This is a genomic window from Pseudomonas sp. BR20, assembly GCF_050780135.1.
Classification (GTDB): domain Bacteria; phylum Pseudomonadota; class Gammaproteobacteria; order Pseudomonadales; family Pseudomonadaceae; genus Aquipseudomonas.
In genome coordinates this window covers 2,836,112-2,862,448 of the sequence record NZ_CP172012.1, presented here as the reverse complement: position 1 = coordinate 2,862,448, position 26,337 = coordinate 2,836,112, and the positions used below count along the sequence as shown (strand labels likewise).

Below are 26,337 nucleotides of genomic sequence, written 5' to 3'. Positions count from 1 at the left end.
TTCAGTTCTCCACGGCAATCGGTGCATCGTGACCATGGGAGCGCAACAAGGCGTGGCGCTGGGCGATCTTGAGGTCTTCGCGGACCATCTCGGCGCACATTTCCTGGGCGCTGATTTCCGGCACCCAGCCGAGCAGGCGCTTGGCCTTGGCCGGGTCGCCCAACAGCGTCTCGACTTCCGCCGGACGGAAATAACGCGGGTCGACGCGCACAATCACATCGCCCACCAGGATGCCCGGCGCCAGGTCGCCGTCGATCTGCTCGACCACCGCCACCTCTTCCACGCCCTCGCCGACAAAGCGCAAATGCAGGCCCAGTTCCGCCGCCGACCAGCGAATAAAGTCGCGCACCGAATACTGCACACCAGTGGCGATCACAAAATCCTCGGGGTGTTCCTGCTGCAGCATCATCCACTGCATGCGCACGTAGTCCTTGGCGTGGCCCCAGTCGCGCAGTGCATCCATGTTGCCCATGTACAGGCACTGTTCCAGGCCCAGGGCGATGTTGCTCAGGGCGCGGGTGATCTTGCGCGTCACGAAGGTTTCACCGCGACGCGGCGACTCGTGGTTGAACAGGATGCCGTTGCACGCATACAGCCCATAGGCTTCGCGGAAGTTCACGGTGATCCAGTAGGCGTATAGCTTGGCCACCGCATAGGGCGAACGCGGGTAGAACGGCGTGGTTTCCTTCTGCGGGGTTTCCTGCACCAGCCCGTACAGCTCGGAGGTCGAGGCCTGGTAGAAACGGGTCTTCTTTTCCAGGCCCAGCAGGCGGATCGCTTCAAGGATGCGCAAGGTGCCGAGGGCATCCACATCGGCGGTGTATTCCGGCGAATCGAAGCTCACCGCCACGTGGGATTGGGCGCCGAGGTTGTAGATTTCGTCGGGCTGGATCTGCTGGATGATGCGGGTCAGGTTCGACGAGTCCGCCAGGTCGCCATAGTGCAGGATCAGGTTTTTATGCAGGGCCTGCGGGTCCTGGTAAATATGATCGATGCGCTGGGTATTGAACGACGAAGAACGTCGCTTGAGGCCGTGCACGGTATAGCCTTTTTCCAGCAGCAGCTCTGCCAGGTACGAGCCATCCTGACCGGTGATCCCGGTAATAAGCGCGACTTTATTCATGTCTGTCTCCCAATTGATAGGCGAGCGAAGGCCGACACCCAAACTTGGGTGTTTGTTAAAAACGCTCAGTTACTTCGGTGTGGGCAGGTTCAAGTTATGTCCGGTCAACTTTGAGAGTTCCCGGACAATGGCTTCCTTATCGTTTAAGTGCGCAATCGCGGTTTCCAGTTCGAGCACTTTGGCGCCCACCAGAAAGCGGTACCAATAGCCCTGAAGCAGGTGATAGACCAGGCCACTGCGGCCATCGAGAAACCCCAGCTGGATGATGTAGCGCCACAGGAAATACGCGGTGGAACTGAGGGTGAACGGCACGCGGTTGTACACGCGGTTCTTGACCAGGCGCTTGGCCTTGGCCTGGAACGAACTCTGCCCGGCATGCAGTTCATCGCGTATCGCAAACAGCCCCAGCCGCGCGTTAAGCACTTCAATCGCTTCGCGGGTGGCGTACTGGTTGTGCTTGTGGGTGAAGAAGGTCAAGTCATGCAGGTTATGGTCGGCAAACCCGCCGTCGAGGGTGATGGTGCGGCCCTCGGCGACCGAGATGTGCTCGTCCATCCAACGGTCCTCAACGCGCCCCTGCCCGGTGCGCCACAGCCGCAGCATTTTCAACGGATAGCGGCCGCCATGGCGCACCCAACGGCCCATGAAGATATGCTTGCGCTTGAAGTTGATGCCGGTGATGTCGCGGGCCAGGGTCGGCAGTCGGGTATTGATCGCGGCGGCGAGGTCGGCCTCGATGATTTCGTCGGCATCCAGGCGCATCGTCCAGTTGCCGGTAATCGGCAGGTGATCCAGCGCCCACTGGAACTGCTTGGCCTGGTTGACGAATACATGCTGCACCACCAGCGCGCCATGGCGCCGGGCGATGTCGCAGGTGTCGTCGGTGGAAAACGAATCGACCACCAGCACTTCGTCGCTGAAGGCCCGTACCGACTCGATGGCTCGGGCGATATGCAGGCTTTCGTTGTAGGTAAGGATGATCACACTGACGGTTTCGCGCTTCATATCAGCCACCGTGCATCTGCAGGACTTCGGTGGTGAGCCGGCGCGGTGAACGCGCGGCCCGGAAGTGGCTTTCCAGGGGCAGTCCCACGGCGATCATCATGATCAACCGCTCGCTGGCCGGGATGGCGCCGATGCCACGGATCTTCTTTTCCACCGAATTGAGGATCGCCAGGTTCAGCGGGCACGCGCCCAGGCCATTGGCGTGGCAGGCCAGCAGCAGGCCCATGGAAAACAACGCACCGTCGACGTATAGCTGGTTGCGCTGCCCCGCGCCGCCCCAGGCGGTGACTTCGGACGTGACCACAAACAGGTTGTCCACCGACTGCGCAAACCCGCGCGAGCCGCCTTGCAGTTCAAGCAACTGCGCGATCACCGCGCGGTCCTGATACACATGCACCCGCGATGACTGGCGGTTGCATTGCGAGGGTGACGACTGCGCCAATTCCACCAGGGACGTCAGCAGGCCACTGTCGATCTTGCCGGCCTGGAACATGCGGCAGCTGGAGCGCGATTGCAGGAACGCCTTGGCATCCAGCCCGCCGTTGCCCAGCCACGTCGCCGCGCGCTTGATGCCGCCGCTGCCAGCGGTACCGTCGCGCTTGAGGTGCTCTACATAGGCATCCAGGTAAAACACAAAATCGTCGCTGATACCGAGGGTGCGGTGCAGGTCGAGGTAGCCCTGGAAGGCGCCAAGAGCCATCTCCACCGGCAACGCCGAATACGTGCGGTCGTAGTCGTTGAGCATATGGATGATGCCGTTAATCTTGTCCTTGCCGAACAGCGGCTTGGGTTCCTTGAGGGACAGGCCTTTTTCCACGGTGTGGGTTTCGATGAGGATTTTGTAGAACAGCTTCTTGTTGCGGCTTTCCAGCGGCGAGTAACCGTTGTGGCGAATAAACGTGAGCATGTCGCGAAAAAACTCGCTGACGAAATACATCAACTTCCATGCCTTATCCATCATGCGTTTCACCTGCTTCATAGTGCGATGTCTCTCGTTTTGAGGGGCCGGCACGGCGCACCGACGCAAATCATCCAGGCGGGCAGGCTTGCCGTGACCACCGAGCGCGCGCCGACCACGCAGCCCTCCTCCAGCACACAACCGGGGTGGATAAAGGCCTCGGCGGCGACCCACACGTGGTCCTTGATCACGATCTCGCGGGTCACCAGGGGCCGCAGCAGACTGCGGGTGTCGTGGCTGCCGGTGCACAGAAAGCTGCGCTGGCTGATGGTGACTTTGGAGCCCAACGTGATTTTGGCCATGGCGTACACATCGACCCCATCGCCGATGGCGGTGTAGTCGCCGATCTCCAGGTTCCACGGCGCCCAGATGCTGCACGTGGGCGCGATGCGGCAGCCCACGCCGACCTTGGCGCCAAAGCAGCGCAACAACCAACGCCGCCAGTTGTGCAGCATCCAGCGCGGCGTGGGGCGAAACAGCAGCTGGTAGACGATGCCCCACAACAGGCGCCGCGCCTTGTTGCTGCGCGGCAACGTATCGACGTACTTGAGTTGCGCGAAGTCGCTCATGGCCGGATCGCCGCCAGTTGTTCCAACAGGTAGCGCTCGCCCACCTGTTGCAGGGCCTGGCGCCGGGCCCGCACCGCCACCCAGTCGATGGGCGCCGCGATCAAGGCCTGCACCCGGTCGGCATTGTCTGCCGGCAGGAAGCGTTGCGACAGTTCCAGCTTCTCCAGCAGGTTGCGCACACGGGCATTCAGCGAGGCCTTGTTGCCCGGCAACCCCACGGCGATAAACGGCTTCTCGAAAATGATCGCGAACACCGTGGCGTGGAAGGAGTTGGTCACCACGTAGGCGCTCTCCTTGAGCAACTTGAGCCAATCCTGTGGGCCCATCTGCACGGTCTCGCCGATCTGCCGCCAGCGCCGGTGAGCGTTGTACGGCGAGACAATCGGCCCGGCCACCTGCCGCGACAGCGCCTGGGCCACTTCGCGCACGCCCACGCCGGTGCGCAGCGCATAGCAGAACACGTGGCCGGTGCGGGTCTGGGTGGACGTGGCGAGCAGCGCCGAATAGTCGCGGTGTAACAGCGTCGGGTCCGGCACACACTGGGCAGCCAGCCCCGAGACCTGTTGCACGATGCTGACTCCGCTCTCCTCGCGCACGCTGATCGCCGACAGTTGCTTGAGCAGGCCCTCGGCTTCGGCGTGGTACTGCGGCTCCAGGTACTCCTTGCCGAAACTCGCGGCATAGGAAATGCGCCGGATCGCCTTGTCGCAATCAAAGGCCAGGAAGTACGCCGGATCGAGGCCGGTCTGGCCCGAAGGGTTCCAGATCTGGTCACTGCCGGCCACCAGCAACTGCTGGCCGGCCACCGCCTGGTTGAGCTGGTCGGCATGGACATAGCGCGACGCCTGGATATTCAGGAAGCGCGTCTTGAACGCCTGGAACTGGCGCGACTGGGCATTGGGCCCCAGCACCCGGGTTTTCAACGCCAGGGCCTTAAGGTACAGGGCCTTGAGGTTGGCCTTGAGCTGGCGTGGGTTGAACAGCTGGCGGACCTCGCTGCCATCCTCCACGTAGGCCGGGTGGTAGTTGATCAAGCTCACCTGCAAGCCCTGTTGCTGCAGCCAGCGCTGCAAGGCATAGGCTTGCAGCACCGCGCCGAAGTTTTCGCTGAAGTGGTACGTCAGTATCCCGGCCCTGATAGGGCTTGCAGGTGCGTTCATGATCCAGCCTGTTTCAGTAAGTAATTTGGGTAAACAGCCTGGCGTGCAGGCGCAGCCTTGTTGAGCAGGCCGATAAACATCGACCACACCAGCAAGTAGCTGCCATCGAAGGTGGTGAAGAACTGGTAGCTGGTCTTGAACGAGAAAATCAGCAGGATCGCCACCACGGCCAGCGATACCGGGTTGCGCGGCAGTCTGCTGAACAGCAGGCAAAACAGCGCCACGCCGACCACACCCAGTTTGGCGGTCACGCCCCAGTAGCCGTTCTCGATATCGAACTTGGAGTTCTCGAACCAGCGCTCGTCATTGGTGGGCACGCCGGGAGTCAATTGCTTGGCCAGGCCATTGCCCAGGAACACCGTGGCGGGGTTGTCGAGAAACGATTCCTTGGCATGGGCGATCTCGAACGCTCGGGTCACGTCCTCGCCCTTCTCCTCAAACAGGTAAGTGGCAAAGCGCGACACCGCCAAGGGGCTGGCATAGAACGTCAGCGTGCCCAGCGCAGCGATGGCCACCACCAGCACCGCCAATGACTTGAGCTTGCGCTGGGTAATCGCCGACAACAGGATCATCACCGCCATCGCCGCAAGGATGGTCTTGGAGCCGGCGGCCAGCAGCGTGACCGCGAGGATCAGCATCAAGCCGATCCTGCGATGGCAACAGGCATAGAAAAACAGCAGCACCGCCGAGCTGGTGGGGAACAACATGATCCGTCCGACTTCGTCGCTGGACTTGGACGCGGCGTTGGTCAGGTCGATACCCACGCCGTACAGGCTGACCTGCAGTAACTGGCCAAGGGCGAAGATATAGATGATGCGTTCGAGGATGCGCCGGTAGTTGACGCTATGGGCCAGCGCGATTTTTTCCACATTGGCCAACACATAGCTGTACCCGGCCAACAGCAGCACAAAATAGAAAAACGGAATACCGGAACGCAGGAACTGGTACAGCGAGATCTTCGCCCCACTGCTCAGCAATACCTGCAACACGCTGGACGCGACCACCAGCGCCAGCAATGGCAGCGCCCGGGTAAAACCACGCGCCGCATACACCACGAAGGGCACCAACAGCAGCATCGCCAAGGGTTGCGAGAGGTTGTTGCTCAGCGCCAGGGGCAAGGCGAAGAACGTCAGTGGCAAGTAGAGGGTCAGGCGCGCCTGGGACAGCATCATGGGCCCACCTCCCCCACGCGAATCACCCGCAGGTACACCAACACCACCAGTTCCGGCAGCGACAACAACAGCGACGCGCCCAGCAGCGGATCGATACGTTCCTTGCACGCCAGCCACAGCAGCAAGGCCGCGACGCTGCTCAAGGCGTAGATCACCGAAGTGCGGGTGTGGCGGTTGGTGGAGATCAGCATCGCCGCGAGGATGAACCAGGCCACATTCAAAATCGTATGGGAGCCGATCAGCGCCAATGACAGGCGATCGACCTGCACCAGGCCATGGCTCCACAGCAGGATGATCTGCGGCCCGGCCCAGATCCCGGCGGCATACACCAGCACGCACAGGCCCAGCACCAGGGAACTGGCGCGCTGGGTAAAGCGTCGCGCCTGCTCGAACTCGCCGCGCCCGGCCAGGCGCGAGATCTCCGGGGTCAGGGCGTTGCTGCAGGTAATGCCTAACTGGATGATCAGGCGCATCAAGGTGCGCGCCATGGTGTAACCCACCACCACCGCCGGGCCAGCGATCTGGTTGAGCACTTGCAGGCCGCCTTGCAGGGTGATCGCCTGTGCCAGCGGGATCGCCGCGCTGCCCAGCGCCGGTTTCCAGATACCGCGAAACTCGGCCCAGGACGCCGACGCCAGCCCCAGCAAAGGCCAGGGTGAAATCCGCCGCACAAACAGGGTCACCAGCACCAGGAACAGCACCTGGCTTAGGAACATGCCCTGGGCCAATTGCAGTTCGGAGCCGCCGAGCAGCAGCACGACGATGGACAGCACAATGTCCAGAGTCCTGCGGTTGGCCATGATGAAGACGCCGCCGACCGTTCTGTCGATGGTGCGAAACCAGGCGTCGATCGGCCCACCCAGCAAGCGCGTGCACAGGTAGCCGGACATGAACAGCACCACCAGGCTGGCCTGCTCGGGTGTCAGTGTCTTGAGCCCGAGCAGTGACACCCAGTCGAGCCACTGGCCCAGGGTCAGGGCGAATACCAGCACCAGCGCAACCACCGCCAGGGTAAAGGCCAGCGCGGTCTGCACACTGCGCCGCGCCCCCGGCACATCGCCCTGGCTGGCGCGCAACGTGGCGCTGGTGGCCGACGCCTGGGCCACCCCCAGGTCCAGCAGGCTGAGCATCGACGGGATACCGGTGAGCACCAGCCAATCGGCATAGCGCCCGGTGCCCCAGGCGTGCAGGAAGAACGGCACCAGCACCAGTTGCGCCGCCAGCGTCACCAGTTGGGTGTAGCCGTAGCTCAGCACGTTGAGGCGAAACCGTCGCGACAACGAACGCGGCATTTCAAGCACTTTGCTCATGGTCATCAGGCCTTGTCGGACTGATAGGCGTAGCTGTAGTAGCCGTAGTCGCCATAGCCATAGCTGGCGGACCGGCGTTTTTCCACACCATTGAAGATCGCGCCTTTGAGCTCGATGCCGTTCTGACGGAAGCGGCGCAGGGTCAACTCGATTTCCTTCGCCGAGTTCACCCCAAAACGCGTAACCATCAGGCTGGTGCCGGCCTGGCGCCCGACAATCGCGGCGTCGGTCACCGCCAGCAACGGCGGCGTGTCGATGATCACCAGGTCATAGCGCTCGCTGACTTCGGCCAGCAACGCAGCAAAGTTGGGGTGCATCAACAGTTCCGACGGGTTGGGCGGGATCTGCCCACGGCCAATGAAGTCGAAACGCTCCACTGCCGTGGGGTGAATCGCTTCCTGCAGATCACAGCGCTTGGCGAGCAGGTCGGACAACCCCGCCTCCACCGCCTTGCCAAGCATCTTGTGCAAGTAGCCCTTGCGCATGTCGGCATCGATCAGCAGCACGCGCTGGCCCGACTGCGCGACAATCGCCGCCAGGTTGGCCGAGACAAACGTCTTGCCCACCTCGGGGCTCGGGCCGGTGATCATCAGGCGGTTGTTCTTGGCTTCGAGCATGGCGAAGTGCAGGCTGGTGCGCAGGCTGCGCATGGCTTCCATCACCAGGTCATGGGGATGGTTGAGCGCCAGCAGCGACGGCGCGGCGGAGCGGCCCTTGGCGGCGTTGGTTTCCTCGGCCTTTTGCAAGAGGCTGAAGGGGATCGAGGCGTACACCGGCAGGCCGAGTTTCTCGATGTCATCCGGGCTTTCCAGGCCACGGTTGAGCAGGCTGCGCACCAGCACGATGCCCACCGAAAGCATGCCGCCGAGCAGCATCGCCAGCAGCACCACGATGACCTTGCGCGGCTCCACTGGCTTGGCCAGGTTGACATCGGCACTGTCGATCAGGCGCACGTTGCCCACAGTGCCGGCGCGCATCACGTCCAGCTCCTGGGAGCGGTTGAGCAACTGGGTGTAGATCTCGGTGCCCACTTGCACGTCGCGGGTCAGGCTGAGCAATTCCTGCTGGGTCGTGGGCAAGCCTTCGACGCGCTTGGTCATCTGCGCCTGCTTGGCGTTGAGCTCTGCCAGTTTGGCGATCAAGGCACGATAAGCCGGGTGCTGGGGGGTGAACTTGCGGTCCATCTCGGCCTGTTGCAGCTTGAGCTCGGAGATGCCGGTGTCCAGGGCCACCACCTGGTCGAGCATGGCCTTGGCTTCGAGGCTTATGTCGATGGATTTGCTGCGGGTCTGAAAGCGGTTCAAGGCGTTCTCGGCCTTCTCCAGGTCGCGACGCACCTGGGGCAACTGGTCATTGAGGAACGACAGGCTCTGTGCCGCCTCGGCCGAGGTGCGGTCGACGTTCTGCTTCACATACAGGTTGGAGATTTCATTCAGCGTCCGCACCGCCAGGGCCGGGCGCGTGCTCTCCAGGGACAGGCTGATGATCCCCGACTCCTTGCCGCGCTCGATCACGGTGAGCAGGTCCTGGTAGTCGGCCACCGTATCCAGGCGTGGCTTGCGCACGATCTTGAAATGCGCGCCCGGATTAGCCCGCAGCTCCTTGACCAGCACCTCGACACCTGCGGCGGCAAACGGCACGCCGACGCGCCCCGCAGCGATCTCGACGCCGTCCTCATCAAATAATGTGTAGGCCTGGGCCTCGCCGGCCACCAGCACCAGGGTGGTTCCGAGCAACGCCGTCGGCAGGTTCAAGCTGCTCAGCACCAGGGACTCTCCACCCGCCGAGTAGCGGCTGAAACCGAACAGCGGTGGCGCAATATCGCCCTTGTGTTCAGGCGCATAACGCCGCGCGAGGAAGCCGCCGATCAACGGAAAATGCTGGGGCGTGATGGTGATATCCAGCGCCAGGGTATCGACGGTCTTGCCAATGATGGTGCGCGATTTGATCAGCTCGATCTCGGTCACCGCCGGCGATTCCTTGCCCAGCAGGCTGCTGACGTCGGAGAAACCGAGCATGTCGTTCTTCTTCGGTTCCACCTGGATCAACGCATTCGCCTGGTACACCGGCGCCGCCAGAATCGCGTAGGCGGCGCCAATCACCATGCAGGTGCCGGTGATCCCTGCGATCAGCCATTTGTGATCGATCAGGGTGCCAAGCATGCCGAGCACATCGATCTCGTCACGGTGAGAGCTTTCAGGGGAAGCGTTCTGGGGTGAATGCATAAATCGCGTCTTCGTCCTTGCAATCGTTTAAAGAGGGAGCGTCAGCGCGCCAGGCGCTGGGCCCAGGCCTGTGCGGCCTGTTCGATCAAGGCATAGGCCTGCACAAAGGCGGGCTTGCCCTGGCGATAGGGGTCGGTGATCTCGCGATCGTGCTGCCACTTGCCCAACAGGAACACCTTGCCCCGCGCCTCGGGGGCGAGGTTGAGCACGCCGTCGATATGCCGTTGTTCCATCACCAGGATCAGGTCGGCCTCACTCACCGCTTCAACGCTGAGTTGCCGCGCCTTGTGCGCCCGGGGAACGTGCCCATGCTCCTGCAGCACTTGCCCGGCCGTCGGCTCCAGCGGATGGTCACGCAACGCCGCCAAGCCGGCGGAACTCACCGTGATCTCGGAGGACGTAAGCGCGGCACCCAGCAAGTGTTCCGCCGTAGGGCTGCGGCAGATGTTGCCGATGCACACAATCAATATCTTTTTGAACAAGGCAACCTCCCACGCACCGCACACTTATTCTTCGGCAAAAGGGACGACCTTATTTAATAACCGGCAACTAACGACCGAGTAATTATGACCACAGCCTACAAACAGAGACCATCTATCGCGCAAGACAAAAAATAACAACTACCGCATTACCCGACTAAAAATAACATTCCGGTATTTTTTCATCGCCCCATAATAAAGTGCCATTTGAATGCACCAGATAGGAGACGGCCATGAACACGTCAAAGTTATTGGTAGAACGTATTGGCCTATTTCCTTCTTCGGGAAATATTCACGTGGAAGTGCATGACTCAACCCATGTCATCGAGCGCATCCAGGTGCTGTATGCCGATAACTCACTGGACAGCGATGCCTCCGGCGCCGGGTTTTCCATGGTCTTCGCCGACTGGCGTTTCAAGTTGCAGGTCAGTGATCCGCTGTCCGTGTGCCTGTGCGTGGAAAGTCGCGGCGACAGCCAGTTCATGCAGGTCAAGACCGCTGAACTGCTGGCCAATATCTGCGGCACCGAGGAGCGGCCATGAGCCTGTGGGCGGGATTGAAACGCCACTATGCACTGCGCAGACTGACGGGGATGTTCGAGGGGTTTGCCGAACCGGTGCAGCGCGCGCAGTACCAGCGCAACACCCGGGCCATCGGCCGCTGGCTGGACCAACTGCGAGGCAGCTCCCCCCAGCAGATTACCCATGCGTTGTTCCAGCAGATGAAACGCGCGCGGCGCCGTGGCAATGCGCAACGCTTCAACGCGCAGACGACCTTGCTCGCGCTGATGGTGGAAAGCAACCTGGCGCTGGACCTGGCGACTTACTCGGCCTTCCTGTGCGCCGTTTCCAGTCGCCAGGCAGGCTCTTGATGGGCCTGGTCGGCACCTGACAGGATCACCGCGACGCGGTTGAGCAGCAACTCCGCGTTGTACTTGGGCACCAGCGCACAGACCAGCAAAAACACCAGCCCGCCGCCGATGAACGCGGGGGATACCTTGATGGGCGCGGCATCAACACGCCACAGAAACACAATGGCGGCTGTCGCACCCAATGCGGCACCAGCCAGGGCTTCATTCAGCGGATGTATATAAGGCGCGACACAATAAGCACTGAACCCGATACTTATCACTGATCCCGCCAACGCCGCCGGCCAACGCCAGGCCAAGTTGAACTGGCGGGCCAGCACACTCGTTGCCACCGTGACCATCAAACAGGTGTTCATGGCATGGCCACTTATTACAGCAATATCCAAGTGTTGGAAGGATAAGCCCCAACCTTTAAACAGCAACTTGCTGGCCGCCACGATCGAATAAGTAATACCCAGCGTTATTATCCAGGCCCGCAATGCCCAGGGCGTGGAATACCTTAACCAGACAGCAATCACCAGTGCGACCGGAATCATGACGGTAATGCCGCCATATTGCGCAAGTTCTGCCCGCATCACTGCCTAACCTTCGAGGTGCCGTTTTCGGCGCTCATCAGACATCAGGCCCGAAAAAAACACAACGTTATCTAGCGTCAGCAACGCCTTCAAAATGCAATTTACTGATCACTACATACAGACATGATTCTATATTTTAATAATTAGGTTAGAACCAAACGGCATTTTACACAGGCTGTCGCGGCCCCTACCGTGGACGAGCATGACCGACCCCCTGCCCGGCGGAGGTACTCACCCCTACTCGACAAGGACAGACCATGAGCATTGAATTCATCGGCTATATCGGCGGTCACCACGCTTCCGAGATCCACCCGCGCAGCGGCCCTACCCTGCAACCGGACTACGTGGAAACCGTGGCCCGCGCCCACGAAGAAGCCGGTTTCGACCGTGCGCTGGTGGCGTTCCATTCCAACAGCCCGGACAGCACGCTGATCGCCTCCCATGCCGCCAGCGTGACGAAAAAACTGCAGTTCCTGATCGCCCACCGTCCGGGCTTCACCCAACCCACCCTGGCCGCCCGCCAGTTCGCCACCCTCGATGTGTTCAACGGCGGGCGCACCGCCGTGCATATCATCACCGGCGGCGACGATCGCGAACTGCGCGCCGATGGCAGCCATATCGGCAAGGACGAACGCTACGCACGCACCGATGAATACCTGAGCGTGGTACGCCAGGAATGGACCCGTGAACAGCCCTTCGACTTTGCCGGCACCTACTACCAGGTCGAAGGTGCACACTCCGCGGTGAAGTCGCCGCAGCAGCCGCATATCCCGCTGTACTTTGGTGGCTCCTCCAAGGCCGCCATTGAAGTGGCAGGCAAGCATGCCGATGTGTACGCGCTGTGGGGCGAAACCTATGAGCAGGTACGGGAGATCGTGACCCAGGTGCGCGCCGAAGCGGCCAGGCACGGGCGCACGATTCGCTTCAGCCTGTCGTTGCGACCGATCCTCGCCGAGACCGAAGAACTGGCGTGGGCGCGTGCCGACAGCATCCTGCAACAGGCCACCGAGTTGGCGCAGAAGAATGGCTTTGTGCGGCGTGAACCGCCGAATGAAGGCTCGCGCCGGTTGCTGGCGGCGGCGGCGCAGGGCTCGCGGCTGGACAAGCGTTTGTGGACGGGGATTGCGGGGTTGCTGGGGGCGCAGGGGAATTCCACCTCGTTGGTGGGTACCGCCGAGCAAGTGGCAGAGGCGCTGGTCGACTATTACGACCTCGGCATCACCACTTTCCTGATTCGTGGGTTTGATCCGCTCAATGATGCGATCGACTATGGCAAGCGGTTGATCCCCTTCACCCGACAGCTGATTGCTGAACGCGAGCAGAAAGTCGCCTGACCAAACACCACAAAATCCATGTGGGAGGGGGCATGCCCTCCTCCCACATTTTGATCTTCAACTGGCTGGGGATCAGTTCTTGTAGTCGGTATCAGTGCGCTCCAACTGTCGAATCAGCGCATTCCAATGCCGCGCCACCCCCGGTCCTTCGCCACTGGCAAACACCTTGGCCTGTTGCTCGACTTTCTTCACCACTTCGGCCGGCGGGAAGATCAACTCCGCATTCCCCGCTGCCTGCGCCGCCACCTGGATATTGCACGCGCGCTCCAACTGTTGCAGTTGCACAAACGCATGTTCAACGCTGACACCGGCGGTCAACAAGCCATGGTTACGCAGGATCATCACGCTTTTGTCGCCCAGGTCCGCCACCAGCCGCTCGCGTTCGTCCAGGTCGAGGGCCACGCCTTCATACCCGTGGTACGCCACGCGCCCGGAAAAACCAATGGAATGCTGGGAGATCGGCAGCAGGCCGTCCTTCTGCGCCGACACCGCAATGCCGTCGCGGGTGTGGGTGTGCAGCACCGCTTGCAGGTCATGGCGTGCGCCGTGGATCGCGCTGTGGATCACGTAGCCGGCGTGGTTGATGCCCAGGCCGGTAGGGTCGTCGACAAGGGTGCCGTCGAGGTCGACCTTGACCAGGTTGGACGCGCTGATTTCATCGAACAACAACCCGAAGGCGTTAATCAGGAAATGCTTCTCCGGCCCCGGTACGCGGGCGGAGAAGTGGGTGTAGATGTGGTCGGTCCACTTGTACAAGGCGGCCAGGCGATAAGCGGCGGCCAGTTTGACGCGCACCTCCCACTCTTCCGGGGTAACGCGCTGGCGAACATTGTTGGAGACGCTGGTTATCGAGGTGACGCTGCTCATGGCAAAACTTCCTGGATGGCCTTAAGGACTTCCAGGCAAGCCTAGGGGATGGCAAAAAATAATAAAAAGCACATTTTAATCTAAGCTAATTATTATTTTTTTTCATAACACCCTCACCAACAACACACGGCAAATGTGGGAGGAGGCTTGCCCCTCCCACATGGATCAGGCAGCGTTGCGGACTTTGTGCAGGGACGCCGCCACCCGCTTGCCAAACGCATCCACCGGCCCTTGCAGGTTGCCCAGGAAGTGCGGATAGATCAGCCACAGATCCATCACCGGCTTGAAATCCTTGAGGGGCATCACCGCCAGTTGCTCGCGGTGCGCACTGCGTTCCAGCAACGGCCGTGGCACCAGGCCCAAGCCCAGGCCGTCGGCCACCAGGCCCAGTTGCAGTTCGGTGCCGAAGGTCTCCAGGTTGACCCGCAGGGCCAGGCCCTGATCGGACAAGGTGCGCTGCAACCCGGCGCGGAAACCGCAGCCGTCCGGGTTGAGGACCCAGCCGTTCTGGTACACATCGGCCAGTTTGCACGGCTTTTTCGGCAACTGGGCCTTGGCGCAGACCACCACCAATTCCATCTTGCCGATGGACTCGCCGACGATGTTGTCCGGGAAGATCTTGCCCGCCGGGAACAGCGCCGCCGCCGCGTCCAGTTCGCCGCGTTCGATCTTGCCCACCAACTGGCTGCCCCAGCCGGTGGCGACCTGGGCACGCAAGTCAGGGTATTCGCTGCGCAGGTGCTTGAGCGCGTCCAGCAGCACCACGTCGCCGATGGTCTGCGGCACCCCCAGGCGCAGCAGGCCGGTGGGCGGTGCGTCGGTGGCCACCAGTTCGCGCAGGGCATCCATCTCGCGCAGGATCAACCGGCACTGCTCATAGACGCGGGTGCCGATCAACGTCGGTTTGAGGGGTTTGGTGTTGCGGTCGAACAGCTCCACGCCCAGCGCCTGCTCGAAGTTCTGCACGCGGCGGGTAATGGCCGGCTGGGTCAATTGCAACGACTCGGCGGCGTGGCTGATGGACTGGCAACGAATCACTTCGACAAAGGCATCGATATCGTCAATTTTCATTTGGGCCGCACATAGAGAACAGTCATTAAGATGTGTGTGAAGCATAGTTGCAGGAACGTGGCGTGAATAGCCCGTGCTGTAATCGATAACGTCTAACGCTATTCAGACCGGTTCTAAATTACCTTCAGCTATAAGCTAATCATTAAAAAATAGCATATTAACTATAAACATTATGCTTAGATAAACCCATCCCTGCGACCACACGATGGAAGTGCCATGACCCAGGCCCGACACCCCGAGAGACTCAGAGCCTTCATAGGCGCCCTGGCGGAATTGATCGACGGCAACCCGCGCGAAGGCGACCTGTTGCACCGTGGCGGCAAGCTGCTGGCGCAACTGGTGAGCCATGACGACTGGCTCCCCGATGAGTTTGCCCAACCCGACCCCGAGCGCTACCAGCAGTTCTTGCTGCATGCCGATTCGCGCCAGCGTTTCAGCATCGTCAGCTTTGTCTGGGGGCCGGGGCAACGCACGCCGATCCATGACCATCGGGTCTGGGGTCTGATCGGCATGTTGCGCGGTGCAGAGTTTTCCCAAGGCTTCGCACGCGCGCCCGACGGCAGCCTGGTCGCCGAAGGCCAGCCGATTCAACTGGTGCCGGGTCAGGTCGAGGCGGTGTCGCCCAAGGTCGGCGACATCCACCAGGTGAGCAATGCCCACAGCGACCAGGTGTCGATCAGCATTCATGTGTACGGCGCCAATATCGGCGCGGTGCGCCGTGCGGTGTACCAGCCCGACGGCAGCGAGAGACTGTTTATCTCCGGTTATTCCAACGCCTTCCTCCCGAATATCTGGGATTTGTCCAAAGAAAAGAGCCCTGCCCTATGACCACCGTATCGACCCGTAGCTTCGCCCGGATTCGCCAGGCCCTGTTGGACCGTGAAGAAATCGCCCTGGTCGACGTGCGCGAAGAAGCGCCGTTTGCCGAATCCCACCCGTTATTTGCGGCGAATATCCCGCTGTCCAAGCTGGAGCTGGAGGTGTATTCGCGCATTCCACGCCGCGATACCCAGGTCACTATCTACGACAACGGTGAAGGTCTGGCTGCCCGCGCCGCCGAGCGCCTGGTTGCGCTGGGCTACACCCAGGTCAGCCTGCTGGAAGATGGCCTGGACGGTTGGCGCCGGGCCGGTGGCGAGCTGTTTATCGATGTGAACGTGCCGAGCAAGGCCTTTGGCGAACTGGTGGAGAGCGAACGCCACACGCCGTCCCTCGCCGCCGAAGACGTGCAGGCGTTGCTCGACAGCCAGGCCGATGTGGTGGTGCTCGACGCCCGCCGTTTCGACGAATACCAGACCATGAGCATCCCCACCGGCATCAGCGTGCCCGGTGCCGAGCTGGTGCTGCGTGCGCGTGAACTGGCGCCCGACCCGGCCACCCGCATCATCGTCAACTGCGCCGGGCGTACCCGCAGCATTATCGGCACCCAGTCGCTGATCAATGCTGGCGTGGCCAACCCGGTGTCTGCACTGCGCAATGGCACCATCGGCTGGACCCTGGCCGGGCAGAAACTCGCCCACGGCCAGTCGCGGCGCTTTGCCCCGACTTCGGAAGAGCATCGCCGGATCGCCGCCGTCGATGCACGCCGCGTCGCCGACAAGGCCCGCGTCGGCCGCGCCACCCTCACCGACCTGCACGCCTGGCAGCAGGACACCACCCGCACCACCTACCTGTTCGATGTGCGCACCCCGGAAGAATTCGAAGCCGGCCACCTGCCCGGCGCACGTTCCACCCCGGGCGGCCAGCTGGTACAGGAAACCGACCATGTCGCCAGCGTGCGCGGGGCACGCCTGGTACTGGCGGATGACGATGGCGTGCGGGCGAACATGTCCGCGTCCTGGCTGGCCCAACTGGGCTGGGAGGTGCATGTGCTGGATGACCTGCAAGCGGCGCACTTCAGCGAAAAAGGCGCCTGGGTCGCTCCAGTCCCGGCGCCGCCCCAGGCCGAACTGATCAGCCCGCACACCCTCGCCGAATGGCTCGCCCATGGCGACACCGTGGTGCTGGATTTCACCGCCAGCGCCAACTACGTCAAACGCCACATCCCCGGTGCCTGGTGGGTGTTGCGTGCGCAACTGCCCCAGGCCCTGGCCAAGGTACCCGCCGCCCAGCGTTATGTACTGACCTGCGGCAGCAGCCAACTGGCGCGCCTGGCGGTGGCTGAGGTCGAAGCGATCACCGGCAAGCAAGTGTTCCTGCTGCAAGACGGCACCGCCGCCTGGATCAACGCGCAACTGCCACTGGAAGAAGGCGAAACCCACCTGGCCTCGCCGCGCATCGACCGCTACCGCCGGCCGTACGAAGGCACCGACAACCCCAAGGAAGCCATGCAGGCTTATCTGGATTGGGAGTTCGGTTTGGTCGAGCAACTGGCCCGCGATGGGACCCATGGGTTTTACGTCATTTGACCCCAGGCACGCCTGCCCCCATTGCGGGAGCAGGCGCTGCCCCAGGCTGATGGGGCGGGGGGTACTGCGTTACTTTCTTTCTTCTGTGTCGGTGCAAGAAACCGTCTCCGAGCTACCGCTCAACTGAGACTGCATGGCGTGGACACCCGCCTCTATTTGCGAGGCCGCGCTGAACTGGGCGCCAAGCAGCAGGCTGAACATGACGCATGTGGTTCCCAATAATTTGAACATGACGAATCCTCACTGGTTGCCGAGAGGGTAAAAATACACCCATCGTTTATTCGCAGCTGACTTGGCTGCGTGCTGCCATTTTCTGCCCGGCGCAACGCCTGAACACCTGTGAAGAATGACAGTGGCCTAGACCACTTCGCTCTATGCAAACCTGCGCTGAGAGCGATTGACGCCGCCCCCTTGGACACCCAGGCATCCCCAGCCGCAATTACACACCAGAAAATACATAAAATGCATATTAGATAACAAACTATCTTAATGTTTTTAATAATTACCATATAACCAAAAAGACCTTCACAGCAGGTTTTTATGGGCATAACGTGAACTCCTCACCGACCCCTTCTCCAGGCGGAGGTAGCCGAACCCTTTATCGATCTGCCTGGAGCCTGCATCCCATGGTCTTTTCCACTCCCTTCAAACGCCTGCTCCTGGGCACCGCCCTGGCTCTTGGCCTCGCCACCGGCGCCCACGCCGCCGACCTGCAACCGCTGCGGGTGGCCAACCAGAAATCGACGATCAAGACGCTGCTGGAAGTCTCCGGCGAAACGAAAAACGTGCCCTATGAAATCCAGTGGTCGGAATTCCCGTCCGCCTCGCCCCTGGGCGAAGCCTTGAATGCCGGGGCCGTGGATATCGGTGCCCTGGGCGATGCGCCCTACGTATTTGCCCTCGGCGCCGGCGCCTCGCTCAAGGTGGTCAGCATCATCCACGCAGAAGGGCGTAACACCACCGCCCTGCTGGTGCCCAAGGATTCGCCGATCAAGACGGTGGCCGACCTCAAGGGCAAGAAAATCGCCACCGGGCGCGGGTCCATCGGCCACTACCTGGCGATCAAGGCCCTGGCCACCGCCGGCCTGACCACCCAGGATGTGCAGTTCATTTTCCTGCTGCCCAGCGAATCACGGCTGGTGCTGGATAACGGCACTGTCGACGCCTGGTCGACCTGGGACCCCTACACCACCGTGGTCACCTCACAAAGCCAGGCGCGGATCGTGGCCAGCGGCAACACGCTGTTGAGCAACCACCTGTACCTCGCCGCCACCCGCCAGGCCATCGCCGACAAGCGCACGCAGCTGGACGACTTTGTCGCCCGCGTCGACCGCGCCTACGCCTGGGCCAATACCCACCCCGACGAGTACGCCGCCGCCCAGGCCAAAATCACCGGGCTGCCGCTGGCCGTGCATGTGGCCGTGGCCAGGGAGACCCGCCTGAGCCCGGTACTGATTGACGACAGTGTGATCAGTGGCCTGCAAACCACCGCCGACACCTACCAGCAAGAAGGCCTGCTGCCCCGGCACATCGACGTGTCCCAGGGCTTCGACAAGAGCTTTAACGCCAAGCGTGCCCCCAACAATCAAGCCTCGCGCTAAGGAGCAGAACATGAGCAAGCCACGTCAATTGAAACCCCGCCATTTGAAATTGGGCGCCATGGTCCATGGAGTCGGACACGGCTGGGGCGAATGGCGCCATCCGCAGGCGCAACCCGACGCCAGCACGAATTTCGGCTTCTACAAGCAACAGACCGAACTCGCCGAAGCGGCCAAGTTCGACTTCGTGTTCATCGCCGACAGCCTGCACATCCACGCCAAATCCAGCCCGCACTACCTCAACCGCTTCGAGCCGCTGACCATCCTCTCGGCCCTGGCCGCGCTGACCACCCATATCGGCCTGGTGGCCACCGTGACCGTCAGCTACACCGAGCCCTACCAGGTGGCACGCCAGTTCGCGTCCCTGGACCATATCAGCGGCGGGCGCGCTGGCTGGAACGTGGTGACCTCGTGGCTCAGCGGCACCGCCGACAACTTCGGTAAAGCCGAACACCCACCCCACGCCGTGCGCTACCGCATCGCCAAGGAGCACCTGAACACGGTCAAGGGCCTGTGGGACTCCTGGGAAGACGACGCCTTTGCCTACAACAAGCAAAGCGGCGAATTCTTCACCCCGGGCAAGCTGCATGCGCTGAACCACAAGGGCGAGTTTTTCTCGGTCAAGGGCCCGCTGAACATTGCGCGCTCGCGCCAGGGCCAACCGGTGATTTTCCAGGCGGGCACCTCCGAAGACGGACGTAACTTTGCAGCGCAGAACGCCGACGCCATCTTCGTGCATGTGGAAAGCATCGAAGAAGGCCTGGCCTACACCCAGGACCTCAAACGCCGCGCCAAAGGCTTTGGCCGCGACGCCGACAGCCTGTCGATCCTGCCGGGCATCCGCCCGATTGTCGGCCGCGACGAGGCCGAAGTGGAAAGCCGCTACCAGCAAGCGGTGGAGCTGGTCACCGTGGAAGACGCCATCGTCGCCCTCGGCCGCCCGTTCAAAGACCATGACTTCAGCCAATACCCGCTGGACGCGCCCTTCCCGGAACTCGGCGACCTGGGCGCCAACAGCCAGAAAGGCGGCTCCGACCGTATCAAGCAACTGGCCAGGGACGAAGGCCTGACCCTGCGCGAAGTGGCGCTGCGCTTCTCGCGGCCCAAGCGTGATTTTGTTGGCACCCCGGAGCAAGTCGCCGACGCGATCCAGACCTGGTTCGAGCGCGGCGCCAGCGATGGTTTCATCATCAACTCGGTGCTGCCGGACGGCTTGCAGTACTTCACCGAACTGGTGGTGCCGGTGCTGCAACAGCGTGGCCTGTTCCGTAGCGAATACACGGGGCTCACCCTGCGCGATAACCTCGGCCTGGACGTGCCGGCCAACCGTTACAGCGTGATCGAAGCCCGCGAAAAGGCCCTGGCCTGAACACTATCCTCTGTGGGAGGGGGCTTGCTCCCGATTGCGGTAGGCCTGTCACAGATGGATTGGCTGACACACCGCTATCGGGAGCAAGTCGAATCGTCGCACCGCCCCTCCCACATTTTTGACCGAGCACATACTGATGACTCAATCGTCTCTACGCACTGTGAACGTTGTCGATTTCGACGCCCTGCTCGAATACTTGAGCACCGAGCTGGCCGGCACTGCGCACCTGTATGACGAGAGCGGCGCCTTTCCCCATGCCAACTTTCAGCGGCTGCATGACCACGGCCTGGTCGCCCTCACCGTGCCCAAGGCCCTCGGTGGCGGCGGTGCCAGCCTGCCCCAGGCGCGCAAGGCGATCAGTGCGATTGCCAAGGGCGAACCGTCCACCGCACTGATCCTGGTGATGCAGTACCTGCAACACACGCGCCTGCAAGACAGCAAGACCTGGCCGCCCCACCTGCGTACACAAGTAGCCGAGGACGCGGTGCGCAACGGTGCATTGATCAACGCCCTGCGCGTCGAACCCGACCTCGGCACCCCGGCCCGTGGCGGGCTGCCGGCGACCACCGCCGTGCGCAGCGCTGAGGGTTGGCGCATCAGCGGGCGCAAGATCTACTCCACGGGCAGCCATGGCCTGAGCTGGTTCAGCGTGTGGGCGCGCAGCGATGACGCCGACCCGCTGGTGGGCGCCTGGCTGGTGCCCAAGGACAGCCCCGGCGTGAGCATCATCGACACCTGGGACCACCTCGGCATGCGCGCCACCTGCAGCCATGAAGTGGTACTCGACAATGTACTGGTGCCGCTGGACCACGCCGTCAGCGTCAGCCCCTGGAGCGCGCCGCAACCGGAACTGGATGCCGACGGGTTCCTGTGGATGTCAGTGTTGCTGTCCTCGGTGTATGACGCCGTGGCCCAGGCCGCGCGGGACTGGCTGGTGAACTGGCTGGAAGAACGCACGCCGTCCAACCTCGGTGCGGCGTTGTCGACCTTGCCGCGATTCCAGGAAACCGTCGGGCATATCGACACCCTGCTGTTCGCCAACCGCAGCCTGCTCGACGCCGCCGCCGACGGCCACACCCCGGCCACCAACGTCGCACAGTTGAAGTACCTGGTCACCCACAACGCCATCCGCGCCGTGGAGCTGGCCATCGAGGCTTCCGGCAACCCTGGCCTGTCGCGCCATAGCCCGCTGCAACGCCACTACCGCGATGTACTGTGCAGTCGCGTACATACCCCGCAGAACGACGCCATATTGCAAGGTGTCGGTAAAGCCGTGTTCGCCCAACGCCAGAGGGAACGCACATGAGCCAGGTGATTATTGCCAGCCAGTTGGACGAAGACTACAACGACGTGATCCGCGCGCGCCTGACTGCGATCCACCCCGAAGCCCAGGTGATCGGCGTGCCGGCAGGCGTGCCAAGCGACCTGCCGCCCCAGGCAAATATCCTGCTGCTGCGCCCGATCAACGTGCGCGGCTACACCGCCCCGGACACCCCACCACCAGGCTGGCCCTACGGCGCGCAATGGGTGCATTTGGTATCGTCCGGCATCGACTTCTACCCGCAATGGCTGTTCAACGGCCCCCCGGTGACCACCTCTCGGGGCAGCGCCGCCGACAACCTCGCCGAGTTCGCCCTGGCGGCGATCTTTGCCGCGGCCAAGCATTTGCCGGACATCTGGGTGAAGGACTCGCAATGGAATTTCACCGCCCTGCGCCCACTCAAGGGCACCACCCTGGGCATCCTCGGCTTTGGCGCGATTGGTGAAAGCCTGGCGCAAAAGGCCCTGGGCCTGGGCATCAAGGTGGTCGCACTGCGTCAGAGCCAGGCACCGTTCGGCTTAGGAGTGCAAGCCGCCAAGGACATCCACGACCTGTTCGCCCACGCCGACCACCTGGTGGTGGCCGCACCACTGACCGACGCCACGCGGCATATCATCAACCGCGATGTACTGGGCAGCGCCAAGCCGGGACTGCACCTGATCAACATCGCGCGGGGCGGTTTGCTCGATCAGGAGGCGTTGCTGGAGGCGCTGGATAACGGCCAGATCGGCCTGGCATCGCTCGACGTGACCGAACCGGAGCCATTGCCGGATGGGCACCCGTTGTACAGCCACCCACGGGTGCGGTTGTCGCCGCATACGTCGGCGATTTCGACCAATAGCCGCAACGAGATTGCCGATACGTTTTTGGCGAATCTGGAGCGCTACGTTTCAGGGATCGCACTGGCGAATCTGGCTAACGCCTGACGCGAAAGTGATTCACTGCAGGAGCGAGCTTGCTCGCGAAAAACGCCCAGCCAACGCGTTCATTCTCGATAAACGTGGCGGCCCTGAGTTCTTCGCCAGCAAGCTCGCTCCTATAAAATGCCTTAACTGACTGGCATTGGGTCGACGGGGAAATATCATTTGATGCGGTAGTGGAAGGTGTTGCGCACTGCCGGTACGGCCACGGCCTTGCCATCAACGATCCTTGGCTGGTAGCGAAAAGTGTTCGCCGCCGCCAGTGAAGGCCGGATAAACAATGGGTGGCAGCCGTCCAGCACCTTGGGGTTTTCCACGCGGCCTTGGGTGTTGACGCTGTACTCCAAGGTGCAGTCGCCTTCGATGTTCTTGTCCAGGGCGCGCTCGGGATAGTCCGGTGCCTCCTTGCTCAGGGGTTGGTATTGGCGGCTGTCGAAGGCGGGTGCCGGGGCTGGCGCGGGTGTGGCAACCCGGGCTTTTTCAGCGGCCAGGCGTTGCTGATTGAGGCGTTGTCGTTCCAGCTCGCGGTTGCGTTGTTCGCTGGCCAGGCGTTCCTGCTGCTGCTCGATTTTCTTGTCTTCGACGCGTTTACGCGCCAGGGCGGCTTTCTCGAGTTTTTGCGCCTGGACCTGCGGGTCGACCGTGGGTTTTGTCGGCACCGGCACCGGCACCGGCATCACCACCGGCTCCGGCGGTGCGGGTGCAGCCACCACCGGTTCAGGCGCTGGCGCCGGTGGCAGCATGACCAACTGCGTGTGCATCACCCGAGGGGCATCCACCACCGGCTTCTGCGTCGACCAGCCCAGCATCAACGCGGCCAGCACGCCGACGTGCAGCGCCACCGCCAGGCTGGCGGCGAGGCTGTTTCTCCAAATCCCGGAAGCATCCCGGGGCGCCATCGTCAGGGAGGGACTGTGCATGATCATCGCCGTCATTGCGGGGCCTCGGTCACCAGCCCCAGGTTGCTGACTCCACCCTTCTGTAACACCGCCATGGCCGCGACCACACGGCCGTAACCGGCGTTGTCGTCGGCGCGGATATAGACCTGGGTGTCGCTGCGCGCCGCCACCACCTGCATGACCTTGACGCCCATTTCATCCAGGCTCACGGCGCTGTCGGTCTGGTGTTGGGTATCGAGTTCGCCGCCAAGGTTCCAGTAGTAGCCACCGTCGGCCTTTACCGACAGCGTGAGGATCTGCTGGCGGGTGTCGGTAGCCAACGCCTCGGCGGCGACCTTGGGCAGGTCGATCTTCACGCCCTGGGTCAGCATCGGCGCGGTGACCATGAAGATCACCAGCAGCACCAGCATCACGTCGATATACGGCACCACGTTCATCTCGGCCTTGGGCCCGTGCTTGCGTTGCGGCCTGACTAACATGGGAGTTGCTCCTTTCAGGCGGCGGCGGCCAGGTTGATCGACGTACCGCGCAGGGTGCGGTGCAGGCGCACTTGCAGCTCGTTGCCGAAGGCGTAGTAACGGGTGAGCAGAGTCTGGCCGCGCGCCGCGAAGCGGTTATAGGCGATCACCGCCGGGATCGCCGCAAACAGGCCGATGGCCGTGGCGATCAAGGCTTCGGCGATGCCCGGCGCTACGGTGGACAACGTCGCCTGTTGCACCTGGGAAAGACCGATAAAGGAATTCATGATGCCCCACACCGTGCCGAACAGGCCGATATAAGGGCTGACCGAACCCACGGTCGCCAGAAATTGCAGGCCCTTTTCCAGCTCGATTTCCTGCTCGGTAATCGCCACCTGCAAGGCCCGCTCCACGCCTTCAAGCACCGCCGGGTCATGGCTGTACAGGTGCTGGTATTCCTGGACCCCGGCGATAAAGATCGGCGCAATGCCGCCCTCGCCCGCCTGCTGGATCTCACGGGACAGCGCCTGCAAATCCGGCGCGGCGCGAAAGCGCTGCACAAACGTATTCAACTGCCGTTCCAGGCGGCGCAACACACTGCCGCGCTGGATAATCAGGTACCAGCTGAGCAAGGACGCCAACAGCAAGGTGACCATGACAGCCTTGACCAACAGGCTGGCGTCGCTGATCAAACCCCAGATCGTCATATGTTCCATCGTCGCGTGCATAGTGAATCTCCCATTCGATTAAAAAGTGATGACCGGTTGATGACGGTTCACGGCAATTTCAATGCGCGGGTGACCTCGGCCCAGGGCACGAACTTGAAGTTCTGGGTTTGCTCGGGCATGCGCTTGCGCCCGTCCTGCACCACCAGCATGCCTTGGCTCCATGGCCCGCCGAGGTTGATGGCGGTGACTTCCAGGCCATCGGTTTCCGACGCGCCGTCGATACCGGCGGCGGCGTTCAAGCCGACACGGAAGCCGCCGTGCACGGCAAACGGCGGTTCGGCATCCACCACCAGGTAGCTGTCATTGCCTTGGCTTGAGATCACCAGGTAGTCATGTTTATCGCTCTGGTACAGTGCCAGACCCTCGACATCCGCATGCAATTGCGGGCCGACCTTGATCACGCTGGTCAGCGTCGCCGGTTGATCGGCGCGCGCATCCACCGCCCATACGCCGACGTCCTCCTCACCGATAAACAGGCGCTGGCGCTGGTCGTCGGCCACACAGCCTTCGGGTTGGCTATCGACCTTGAACTGGCGCACCAGCTCGCCGTGCACACGGCCGTCCGGCGCGCTGAGGCGGTATTGCAGGAAGGTGCCGTCCTTGCCGTTGGCAATCGCGTAGATCTCGCCGCTGGCGGGCTGGAACAGGCAGATACCGTAGATTTCCTTGAGCGGCGTGGGCACTTCACCGGCCTCACGCAGCTCGCCGCTACGGCGGTCGATGCTGAACAGGCTCAGGCTGTTGTGATCGCGATTGCTCGCCACCGCCAGATCGACCGTTTGCGCGCCGAGCTTGAAGTTGGGGCGTACGTCCACATTGTTCAGGCGGCCCACCGCCAGCTCCTGCAACAGCTTGCCGTCGAGGTCGTAGGCGAGCAGGCCCTGTTTCTTGTTGGTGCCGAGCACACGGCTGTTGGCCGGTGTTTCCGGGTGAATCCAGATCGCCGGGTCATCCGCCGCGTCGCCCTGGCGGCCGACCGGGTCGCTCTGGCGCAAGGCCGCGACTTCCGGCAGCACCGCAGCCGCCGCGACGGGCGTGGCCTGCCAGTCGAGCCTGGCCTGGTAGAGCGTGCCGCTGTCGTCATCGCGTACCAGCAACTGGCGGCCATTGATCGCCAATTGCTCCGGTTCTTTCAGGCCCGGCAGGCCCAGGCTCGATTGCTCCACCCAGCGCTCGCCGGTGTGCTGGAACAGGTGTAACCGGGCGGTCTTCGGGTCCAGCGCAACCACGCCACCGGGTACCAACGCCATAGCCCCGGCTTCGCGCTTGGGAGTGTCGAACAGCGCCACCGGCGTGCGTTTCACCTCGGCTTCCGGGTGCGCCGGGTAGGCCCACCAGCCGACATTCTCTTCATTCACCAGCAACTGCTGGGTGGCATCGTCCACCTGGCAGAACTGCGCCGACGGCGGCAGCGGCAAACCACGTACGCGCTGGGGATCGGTGAGCAGCGTCGAGCCGTTGCCTACCAGCCATTGCTCGCCCTTGCCCTCTTCGCCCACCAGGAACACAAACAGGTTGGCCGCGGCGTCGCGGTACAGGCACAGGCCGTTCACCGGGTAGTCGCGGGTCGGCAGGTACAGCGGTTTGCCCCAGTTTTTGCTGGCGCTGTCCAGGCTGATCAGCAGCGCCTGTTGGCGGTCGTTGTCGAGGCTGGCGACCAGCACCTGGGCACCTGCGGCGCGGGTGTCGAGGCTGCTGAAATTACCTTTGAAGCGCGCCAGCTCGGCGCCCTTGCTGTCGAGCAGTTGCAGGCCGTCGCGGGTGCTGGCGGCCAGGCGCTCGGTGGCGTTGGGCAGGAAGGCCACGGCTTCGGCCTTCAGGCTGGGTGCCCACGGGGTCAGCGCCAGGTCGGCGGCGAACGCATTGCCGCTGGTGACCAGGGCAATCAGCAGGTACAGCTTGGAAATTCTCATGAACAAG

At 62.4% G+C, this 26,337-nt stretch carries 26 protein-coding genes; 9 read left to right on the top strand and 17 right to left on the bottom strand.

Translation table 11 applies throughout. The features are described 5' to 3' along the window. Position 1: 1 nt before the first annotated feature. The 9 genes from gmd to ACHPFG_RS13220 all read right to left on the bottom strand — a co-directional run bounded on the left by gmd (position 2) and on the right by ACHPFG_RS13220 (position 10,004). Complete coding sequence (gmd, locus tag ACHPFG_RS13260; RefSeq protein WP_431702951.1) at positions 2-1,123, bottom strand: GDP-mannose 4,6-dehydratase; 1,122 nt, start codon at positions 1,121-1,123, stop codon at positions 2-4. Positions 1,124-1,192: 69 nt separating this feature from the next. Further along, on the bottom strand, positions 1,193-2,128 hold the full coding sequence (locus ACHPFG_RS13255; RefSeq protein WP_431702949.1) for a glycosyltransferase family 2 protein: 936 nt from the start codon (positions 2,126-2,128) through the stop codon (positions 1,193-1,195). 1 nt (position 2,129) lies between these two features. Next, a complete protein-coding gene (locus ACHPFG_RS13250) occupies positions 2,130-3,089 on the bottom strand; it encodes a nitroreductase family protein (RefSeq protein WP_178116772.1) in 960 nt (319 codons plus the stop codon). A 14-nt stretch (positions 3,090-3,103) separates the two neighbouring features. After that, positions 3,104-3,655 (bottom strand): putative colanic acid biosynthesis acetyltransferase, encoded by a 552-nt coding sequence (locus ACHPFG_RS13245; protein WP_145337479.1) that lies wholly within the window; start codon positions 3,653-3,655, stop codon positions 3,104-3,106. Further along, on the bottom strand, positions 3,652-4,815 hold the full coding sequence (locus ACHPFG_RS13240) for a polysaccharide pyruvyl transferase family protein (RefSeq protein ID WP_431702946.1): 1,164 nt from the start codon (positions 4,813-4,815) through the stop codon (positions 3,652-3,654). Before ACHPFG_RS13240 ends, ACHPFG_RS13245 begins: the two co-directional genes overlap by 4 nt. Further along, positions 4,812-5,987: an O-antigen ligase family protein gene (locus ACHPFG_RS13235; RefSeq protein WP_431702944.1), complete on the bottom strand. Its 1,176-nt coding sequence runs from the start codon at positions 5,985-5,987 to the stop codon at positions 4,812-4,814. Before ACHPFG_RS13235 ends, ACHPFG_RS13240 begins: the two co-directional genes overlap by 4 nt. Next, a complete protein-coding gene (locus ACHPFG_RS13230; protein ID WP_431702942.1) occupies positions 5,984-7,297 on the bottom strand; it encodes a lipopolysaccharide biosynthesis protein in 1,314 nt (437 codons plus the stop codon). Before ACHPFG_RS13230 ends, ACHPFG_RS13235 begins: the two co-directional genes overlap by 4 nt. A gap of 5 nt (positions 7,298-7,302) precedes the next feature. Then, positions 7,303-9,522 carry a polysaccharide biosynthesis tyrosine autokinase gene (locus ACHPFG_RS13225; protein WP_431702940.1) on the bottom strand — a complete coding sequence of 740 codons (2,220 nt, stop codon included), beginning with the start codon at positions 9,520-9,522 and terminating at the stop codon, positions 7,303-7,305. Positions 9,523-9,563: 41 nt separating this feature from the next. Continuing rightward, the gene (locus tag ACHPFG_RS13220) at positions 9,564-10,004 is read right to left on the bottom strand and encodes a low molecular weight protein-tyrosine-phosphatase (RefSeq protein WP_339543076.1); all 441 of its coding nucleotides are present in this window, start codon (positions 10,002-10,004) and stop codon (positions 9,564-9,566) included. Positions 10,005-10,234: 230 nt separating this feature from the next. Here ACHPFG_RS13220 and ACHPFG_RS13215 point away from each other — a divergent pair, with 230 nt between their 5' ends. Together ACHPFG_RS13215 and ACHPFG_RS13210 are read left to right on the top strand one after the other, a co-directional pair. Further along, positions 10,235-10,543: a phosphomannomutase gene (locus ACHPFG_RS13215; RefSeq protein WP_256663551.1), complete on the top strand. Its 309-nt coding sequence runs from the start codon at positions 10,235-10,237 to the stop codon at positions 10,541-10,543. Then, positions 10,540-10,872 (top strand): hypothetical protein, encoded by a 333-nt coding sequence (locus ACHPFG_RS13210; RefSeq protein ID WP_431702938.1) that lies wholly within the window; start codon positions 10,540-10,542, stop codon positions 10,870-10,872. Before ACHPFG_RS13215 ends, ACHPFG_RS13210 begins: the two co-directional genes overlap by 4 nt. Here ACHPFG_RS13210 and ACHPFG_RS13205 read toward each other — a convergent pair. Next, complete coding sequence (locus ACHPFG_RS13205) at positions 10,824-11,444, bottom strand: hypothetical protein (protein ID WP_431702936.1); 621 nt, start codon at positions 11,442-11,444, stop codon at positions 10,824-10,826. The genes ACHPFG_RS13210 and ACHPFG_RS13205 overlap by 49 nt on opposite strands. Positions 11,445-11,701: 257 nt before the next feature. Here ACHPFG_RS13205 and ACHPFG_RS13200 point away from each other — a divergent pair, with 257 nt between their 5' ends. Beyond that, entirely contained in the window at positions 11,702-12,778 is a 1,077-nt protein-coding gene (locus tag ACHPFG_RS13200) for an LLM class flavin-dependent oxidoreductase (RefSeq protein ID WP_431702934.1), read from the top strand. A gap of 72 nt (positions 12,779-12,850) precedes the next feature. Here ACHPFG_RS13200 and ACHPFG_RS13195 read toward each other — a convergent pair whose 3' ends face one another. Next, the gene (locus tag ACHPFG_RS13195; protein ID WP_431702932.1) at positions 12,851-13,645 is read right to left on the bottom strand and encodes a class II aldolase/adducin family protein; all 795 of its coding nucleotides are present in this window, start codon (positions 13,643-13,645) and stop codon (positions 12,851-12,853) included. A 165-nt stretch (positions 13,646-13,810) separates the two neighbouring features. After that, positions 13,811-14,716, bottom strand: a complete 906-nt coding sequence (locus tag ACHPFG_RS13190) for a LysR family transcriptional regulator (RefSeq protein WP_223016071.1) — start codon at positions 14,714-14,716, stop codon at positions 13,811-13,813. Between the two features lie 216 nt (positions 14,717-14,932). On the opposite strand from ACHPFG_RS13190, the gene ACHPFG_RS13185 reads away from it, so the two are divergent. Both ACHPFG_RS13185 and ACHPFG_RS13180 read left to right on the top strand, forming a co-directional pair. Continuing rightward, complete coding sequence (locus ACHPFG_RS13185) at positions 14,933-15,544, top strand: cysteine dioxygenase (protein ID WP_431702930.1); 612 nt, start codon at positions 14,933-14,935, stop codon at positions 15,542-15,544. After that, positions 15,541-17,124: a rhodanese homology domain-containing protein gene (locus tag ACHPFG_RS13180; RefSeq protein ID WP_431702928.1), complete on the top strand. Its 1,584-nt coding sequence runs from the start codon at positions 15,541-15,543 to the stop codon at positions 17,122-17,124. The genes ACHPFG_RS13185 and ACHPFG_RS13180 overlap by 4 nt, the downstream gene beginning before the upstream one ends. A 69-nt stretch (positions 17,125-17,193) precedes the next feature. On the opposite strand, the gene ACHPFG_RS13175 is transcribed toward ACHPFG_RS13180, so the two are convergent. Continuing rightward, positions 17,194-17,355 (bottom strand): hypothetical protein, encoded by a 162-nt coding sequence (locus ACHPFG_RS13175; protein ID WP_431702926.1) that lies wholly within the window; start codon positions 17,353-17,355, stop codon positions 17,194-17,196. A gap of 395 nt (positions 17,356-17,750) precedes the next feature. Here ACHPFG_RS13175 and ACHPFG_RS13170 point away from each other — a divergent pair, with 395 nt between their 5' ends. The 4 genes from ACHPFG_RS13170 to ACHPFG_RS13155 all read left to right on the top strand — a co-directional run bounded on the left by ACHPFG_RS13170 (position 17,751) and on the right by ACHPFG_RS13155 (position 22,338). Then, complete coding sequence (locus tag ACHPFG_RS13170; protein ID WP_431702925.1) at positions 17,751-18,725, top strand: ABC transporter substrate-binding protein; 975 nt, start codon at positions 17,751-17,753, stop codon at positions 18,723-18,725. A gap of 10 nt (positions 18,726-18,735) precedes the next feature. Continuing rightward, positions 18,736-20,091, top strand: a complete 1,356-nt coding sequence (locus ACHPFG_RS13165; RefSeq protein WP_431702923.1) for an LLM class flavin-dependent oxidoreductase — start codon at positions 18,736-18,738, stop codon at positions 20,089-20,091. Positions 20,092-20,227: 136 nt separating this feature from the next. After that, entirely contained in the window at positions 20,228-21,397 is a 1,170-nt protein-coding gene (locus ACHPFG_RS13160) for an acyl-CoA dehydrogenase family protein (RefSeq protein ID WP_431702921.1), read from the top strand. Continuing rightward, complete coding sequence (locus ACHPFG_RS13155) at positions 21,394-22,338, top strand: D-isomer specific 2-hydroxyacid dehydrogenase family protein (protein ID WP_431702919.1); 945 nt, start codon at positions 21,394-21,396, stop codon at positions 22,336-22,338. Before ACHPFG_RS13160 ends, ACHPFG_RS13155 begins: the two co-directional genes overlap by 4 nt. Before the next feature lie 155 nt (positions 22,339-22,493). Here the strand turns inward: ACHPFG_RS13155 and ACHPFG_RS13150 are convergent, their stop codons facing one another. Genes ACHPFG_RS13150 through ACHPFG_RS13135 form a run of 4 tightly spaced genes read right to left on the bottom strand, consistent with a single transcriptional unit; the run spans position 22,494 to position 26,330 of the window. Next, positions 22,494-23,267 carry an energy transducer TonB gene (locus ACHPFG_RS13150; protein ID WP_431702917.1) on the bottom strand — a complete coding sequence of 258 codons (774 nt, stop codon included), beginning with the start codon at positions 23,265-23,267 and terminating at the stop codon, positions 22,494-22,496. Next, positions 23,264-23,710, bottom strand: a complete 447-nt coding sequence (gene tolR, locus ACHPFG_RS13145) for a protein TolR (protein ID WP_431702915.1) — start codon at positions 23,708-23,710, stop codon at positions 23,264-23,266. The genes ACHPFG_RS13150 and tolR overlap by 4 nt, the downstream gene beginning before the upstream one ends. Before the next feature lie 14 nt (positions 23,711-23,724). After that, the gene (tolQ, locus tag ACHPFG_RS13140) at positions 23,725-24,417 is read right to left on the bottom strand and encodes a protein TolQ (RefSeq protein WP_431702913.1); all 693 of its coding nucleotides are present in this window, start codon (positions 24,415-24,417) and stop codon (positions 23,725-23,727) included. A 47-nt stretch (positions 24,418-24,464) separates the two neighbouring features. Beyond that, entirely contained in the window at positions 24,465-26,330 is a 1,866-nt protein-coding gene (locus ACHPFG_RS13135; RefSeq protein ID WP_431702911.1) for a phytase, read from the bottom strand. Between the last annotated feature and the right edge of the window lie 7 nt (positions 26,331-26,337).

Bases quoted from the DNA above. Each gene is read 5' to 3' on its own strand.
- gmd (WP_431702951.1), bottom strand. From the start codon at position 1,123: ATGAATAAAGTCGCGCTTATTACCGGGATCACCGGTCAGGATGGCTCG.
- ACHPFG_RS13255 (WP_431702949.1), bottom strand. From the start codon at position 2,128: ATGAAGCGCGAAACCGTCAGTGTGATCATCCTTACCTACAACGAAAGC.
- ACHPFG_RS13250 (WP_178116772.1), bottom strand. From the start codon at position 3,089: ATGATGGATAAGGCATGGAAGTTGATGTATTTCGTCAGCGAGTTTTTT.
- ACHPFG_RS13245 (WP_145337479.1), bottom strand. From the start codon at position 3,655: ATGAGCGACTTCGCGCAACTCAAGTACGTCGATACGTTGCCGCGCAGC.
- ACHPFG_RS13240 (WP_431702946.1), bottom strand. From the start codon at position 4,815: ATGAACGCACCTGCAAGCCCTATCAGGGCCGGGATACTGACGTACCAC.
- ACHPFG_RS13235 (WP_431702944.1), bottom strand. From the start codon at position 5,987: ATGATGCTGTCCCAGGCGCGCCTGACCCTCTACTTGCCACTGACGTTC.
- ACHPFG_RS13230 (WP_431702942.1), bottom strand. From the start codon at position 7,297: ATGAGCAAAGTGCTTGAAATGCCGCGTTCGTTGTCGCGACGGTTTCGC.
- ACHPFG_RS13225 (WP_431702940.1), bottom strand. From the start codon at position 9,522: ATGCATTCACCCCAGAACGCTTCCCCTGAAAGCTCTCACCGTGACGAG.
- ACHPFG_RS13215 (WP_256663551.1), top strand. From the start codon at position 10,235: ATGAACACGTCAAAGTTATTGGTAGAACGTATTGGCCTATTTCCTTCT.
- ACHPFG_RS13210 (WP_431702938.1), top strand. From the start codon at position 10,540: ATGAGCCTGTGGGCGGGATTGAAACGCCACTATGCACTGCGCAGACTG.
- ACHPFG_RS13205 (WP_431702936.1), bottom strand. From the start codon at position 11,444: ATGCGGGCAGAACTTGCGCAATATGGCGGCATTACCGTCATGATTCCG.
- ACHPFG_RS13200 (WP_431702934.1), top strand. From the start codon at position 11,702: ATGAGCATTGAATTCATCGGCTATATCGGCGGTCACCACGCTTCCGAG.
- ACHPFG_RS13195 (WP_431702932.1), bottom strand. From the start codon at position 13,645: ATGAGCAGCGTCACCTCGATAACCAGCGTCTCCAACAATGTTCGCCAG.
- ACHPFG_RS13190 (WP_223016071.1), bottom strand. From the start codon at position 14,716: ATGAAAATTGACGATATCGATGCCTTTGTCGAAGTGATTCGTTGCCAG.
- ACHPFG_RS13185 (WP_431702930.1), top strand. From the start codon at position 14,933: ATGACCCAGGCCCGACACCCCGAGAGACTCAGAGCCTTCATAGGCGCC.
- ACHPFG_RS13180 (WP_431702928.1), top strand. From the start codon at position 15,541: ATGACCACCGTATCGACCCGTAGCTTCGCCCGGATTCGCCAGGCCCTG.
- ACHPFG_RS13175 (WP_431702926.1), bottom strand. From the start codon at position 17,355: ATGTTCAAATTATTGGGAACCACATGCGTCATGTTCAGCCTGCTGCTT.
- ACHPFG_RS13170 (WP_431702925.1), top strand. From the start codon at position 17,751: ATGGTCTTTTCCACTCCCTTCAAACGCCTGCTCCTGGGCACCGCCCTG.
- ACHPFG_RS13165 (WP_431702923.1), top strand. From the start codon at position 18,736: ATGAGCAAGCCACGTCAATTGAAACCCCGCCATTTGAAATTGGGCGCC.
- ACHPFG_RS13160 (WP_431702921.1), top strand. From the start codon at position 20,228: ATGACTCAATCGTCTCTACGCACTGTGAACGTTGTCGATTTCGACGCC.
- ACHPFG_RS13155 (WP_431702919.1), top strand. From the start codon at position 21,394: ATGAGCCAGGTGATTATTGCCAGCCAGTTGGACGAAGACTACAACGAC.
- ACHPFG_RS13150 (WP_431702917.1), bottom strand. From the start codon at position 23,267: ATGACGGCGATGATCATGCACAGTCCCTCCCTGACGATGGCGCCCCGG.
- tolR (WP_431702915.1), bottom strand. From the start codon at position 23,710: ATGTTAGTCAGGCCGCAACGCAAGCACGGGCCCAAGGCCGAGATGAAC.
- tolQ (WP_431702913.1), bottom strand. From the start codon at position 24,417: ATGCACGCGACGATGGAACATATGACGATCTGGGGTTTGATCAGCGAC.
- ACHPFG_RS13135 (WP_431702911.1), bottom strand. From the start codon at position 26,330: ATGAGAATTTCCAAGCTGTACCTGCTGATTGCCCTGGTCACCAGCGGC.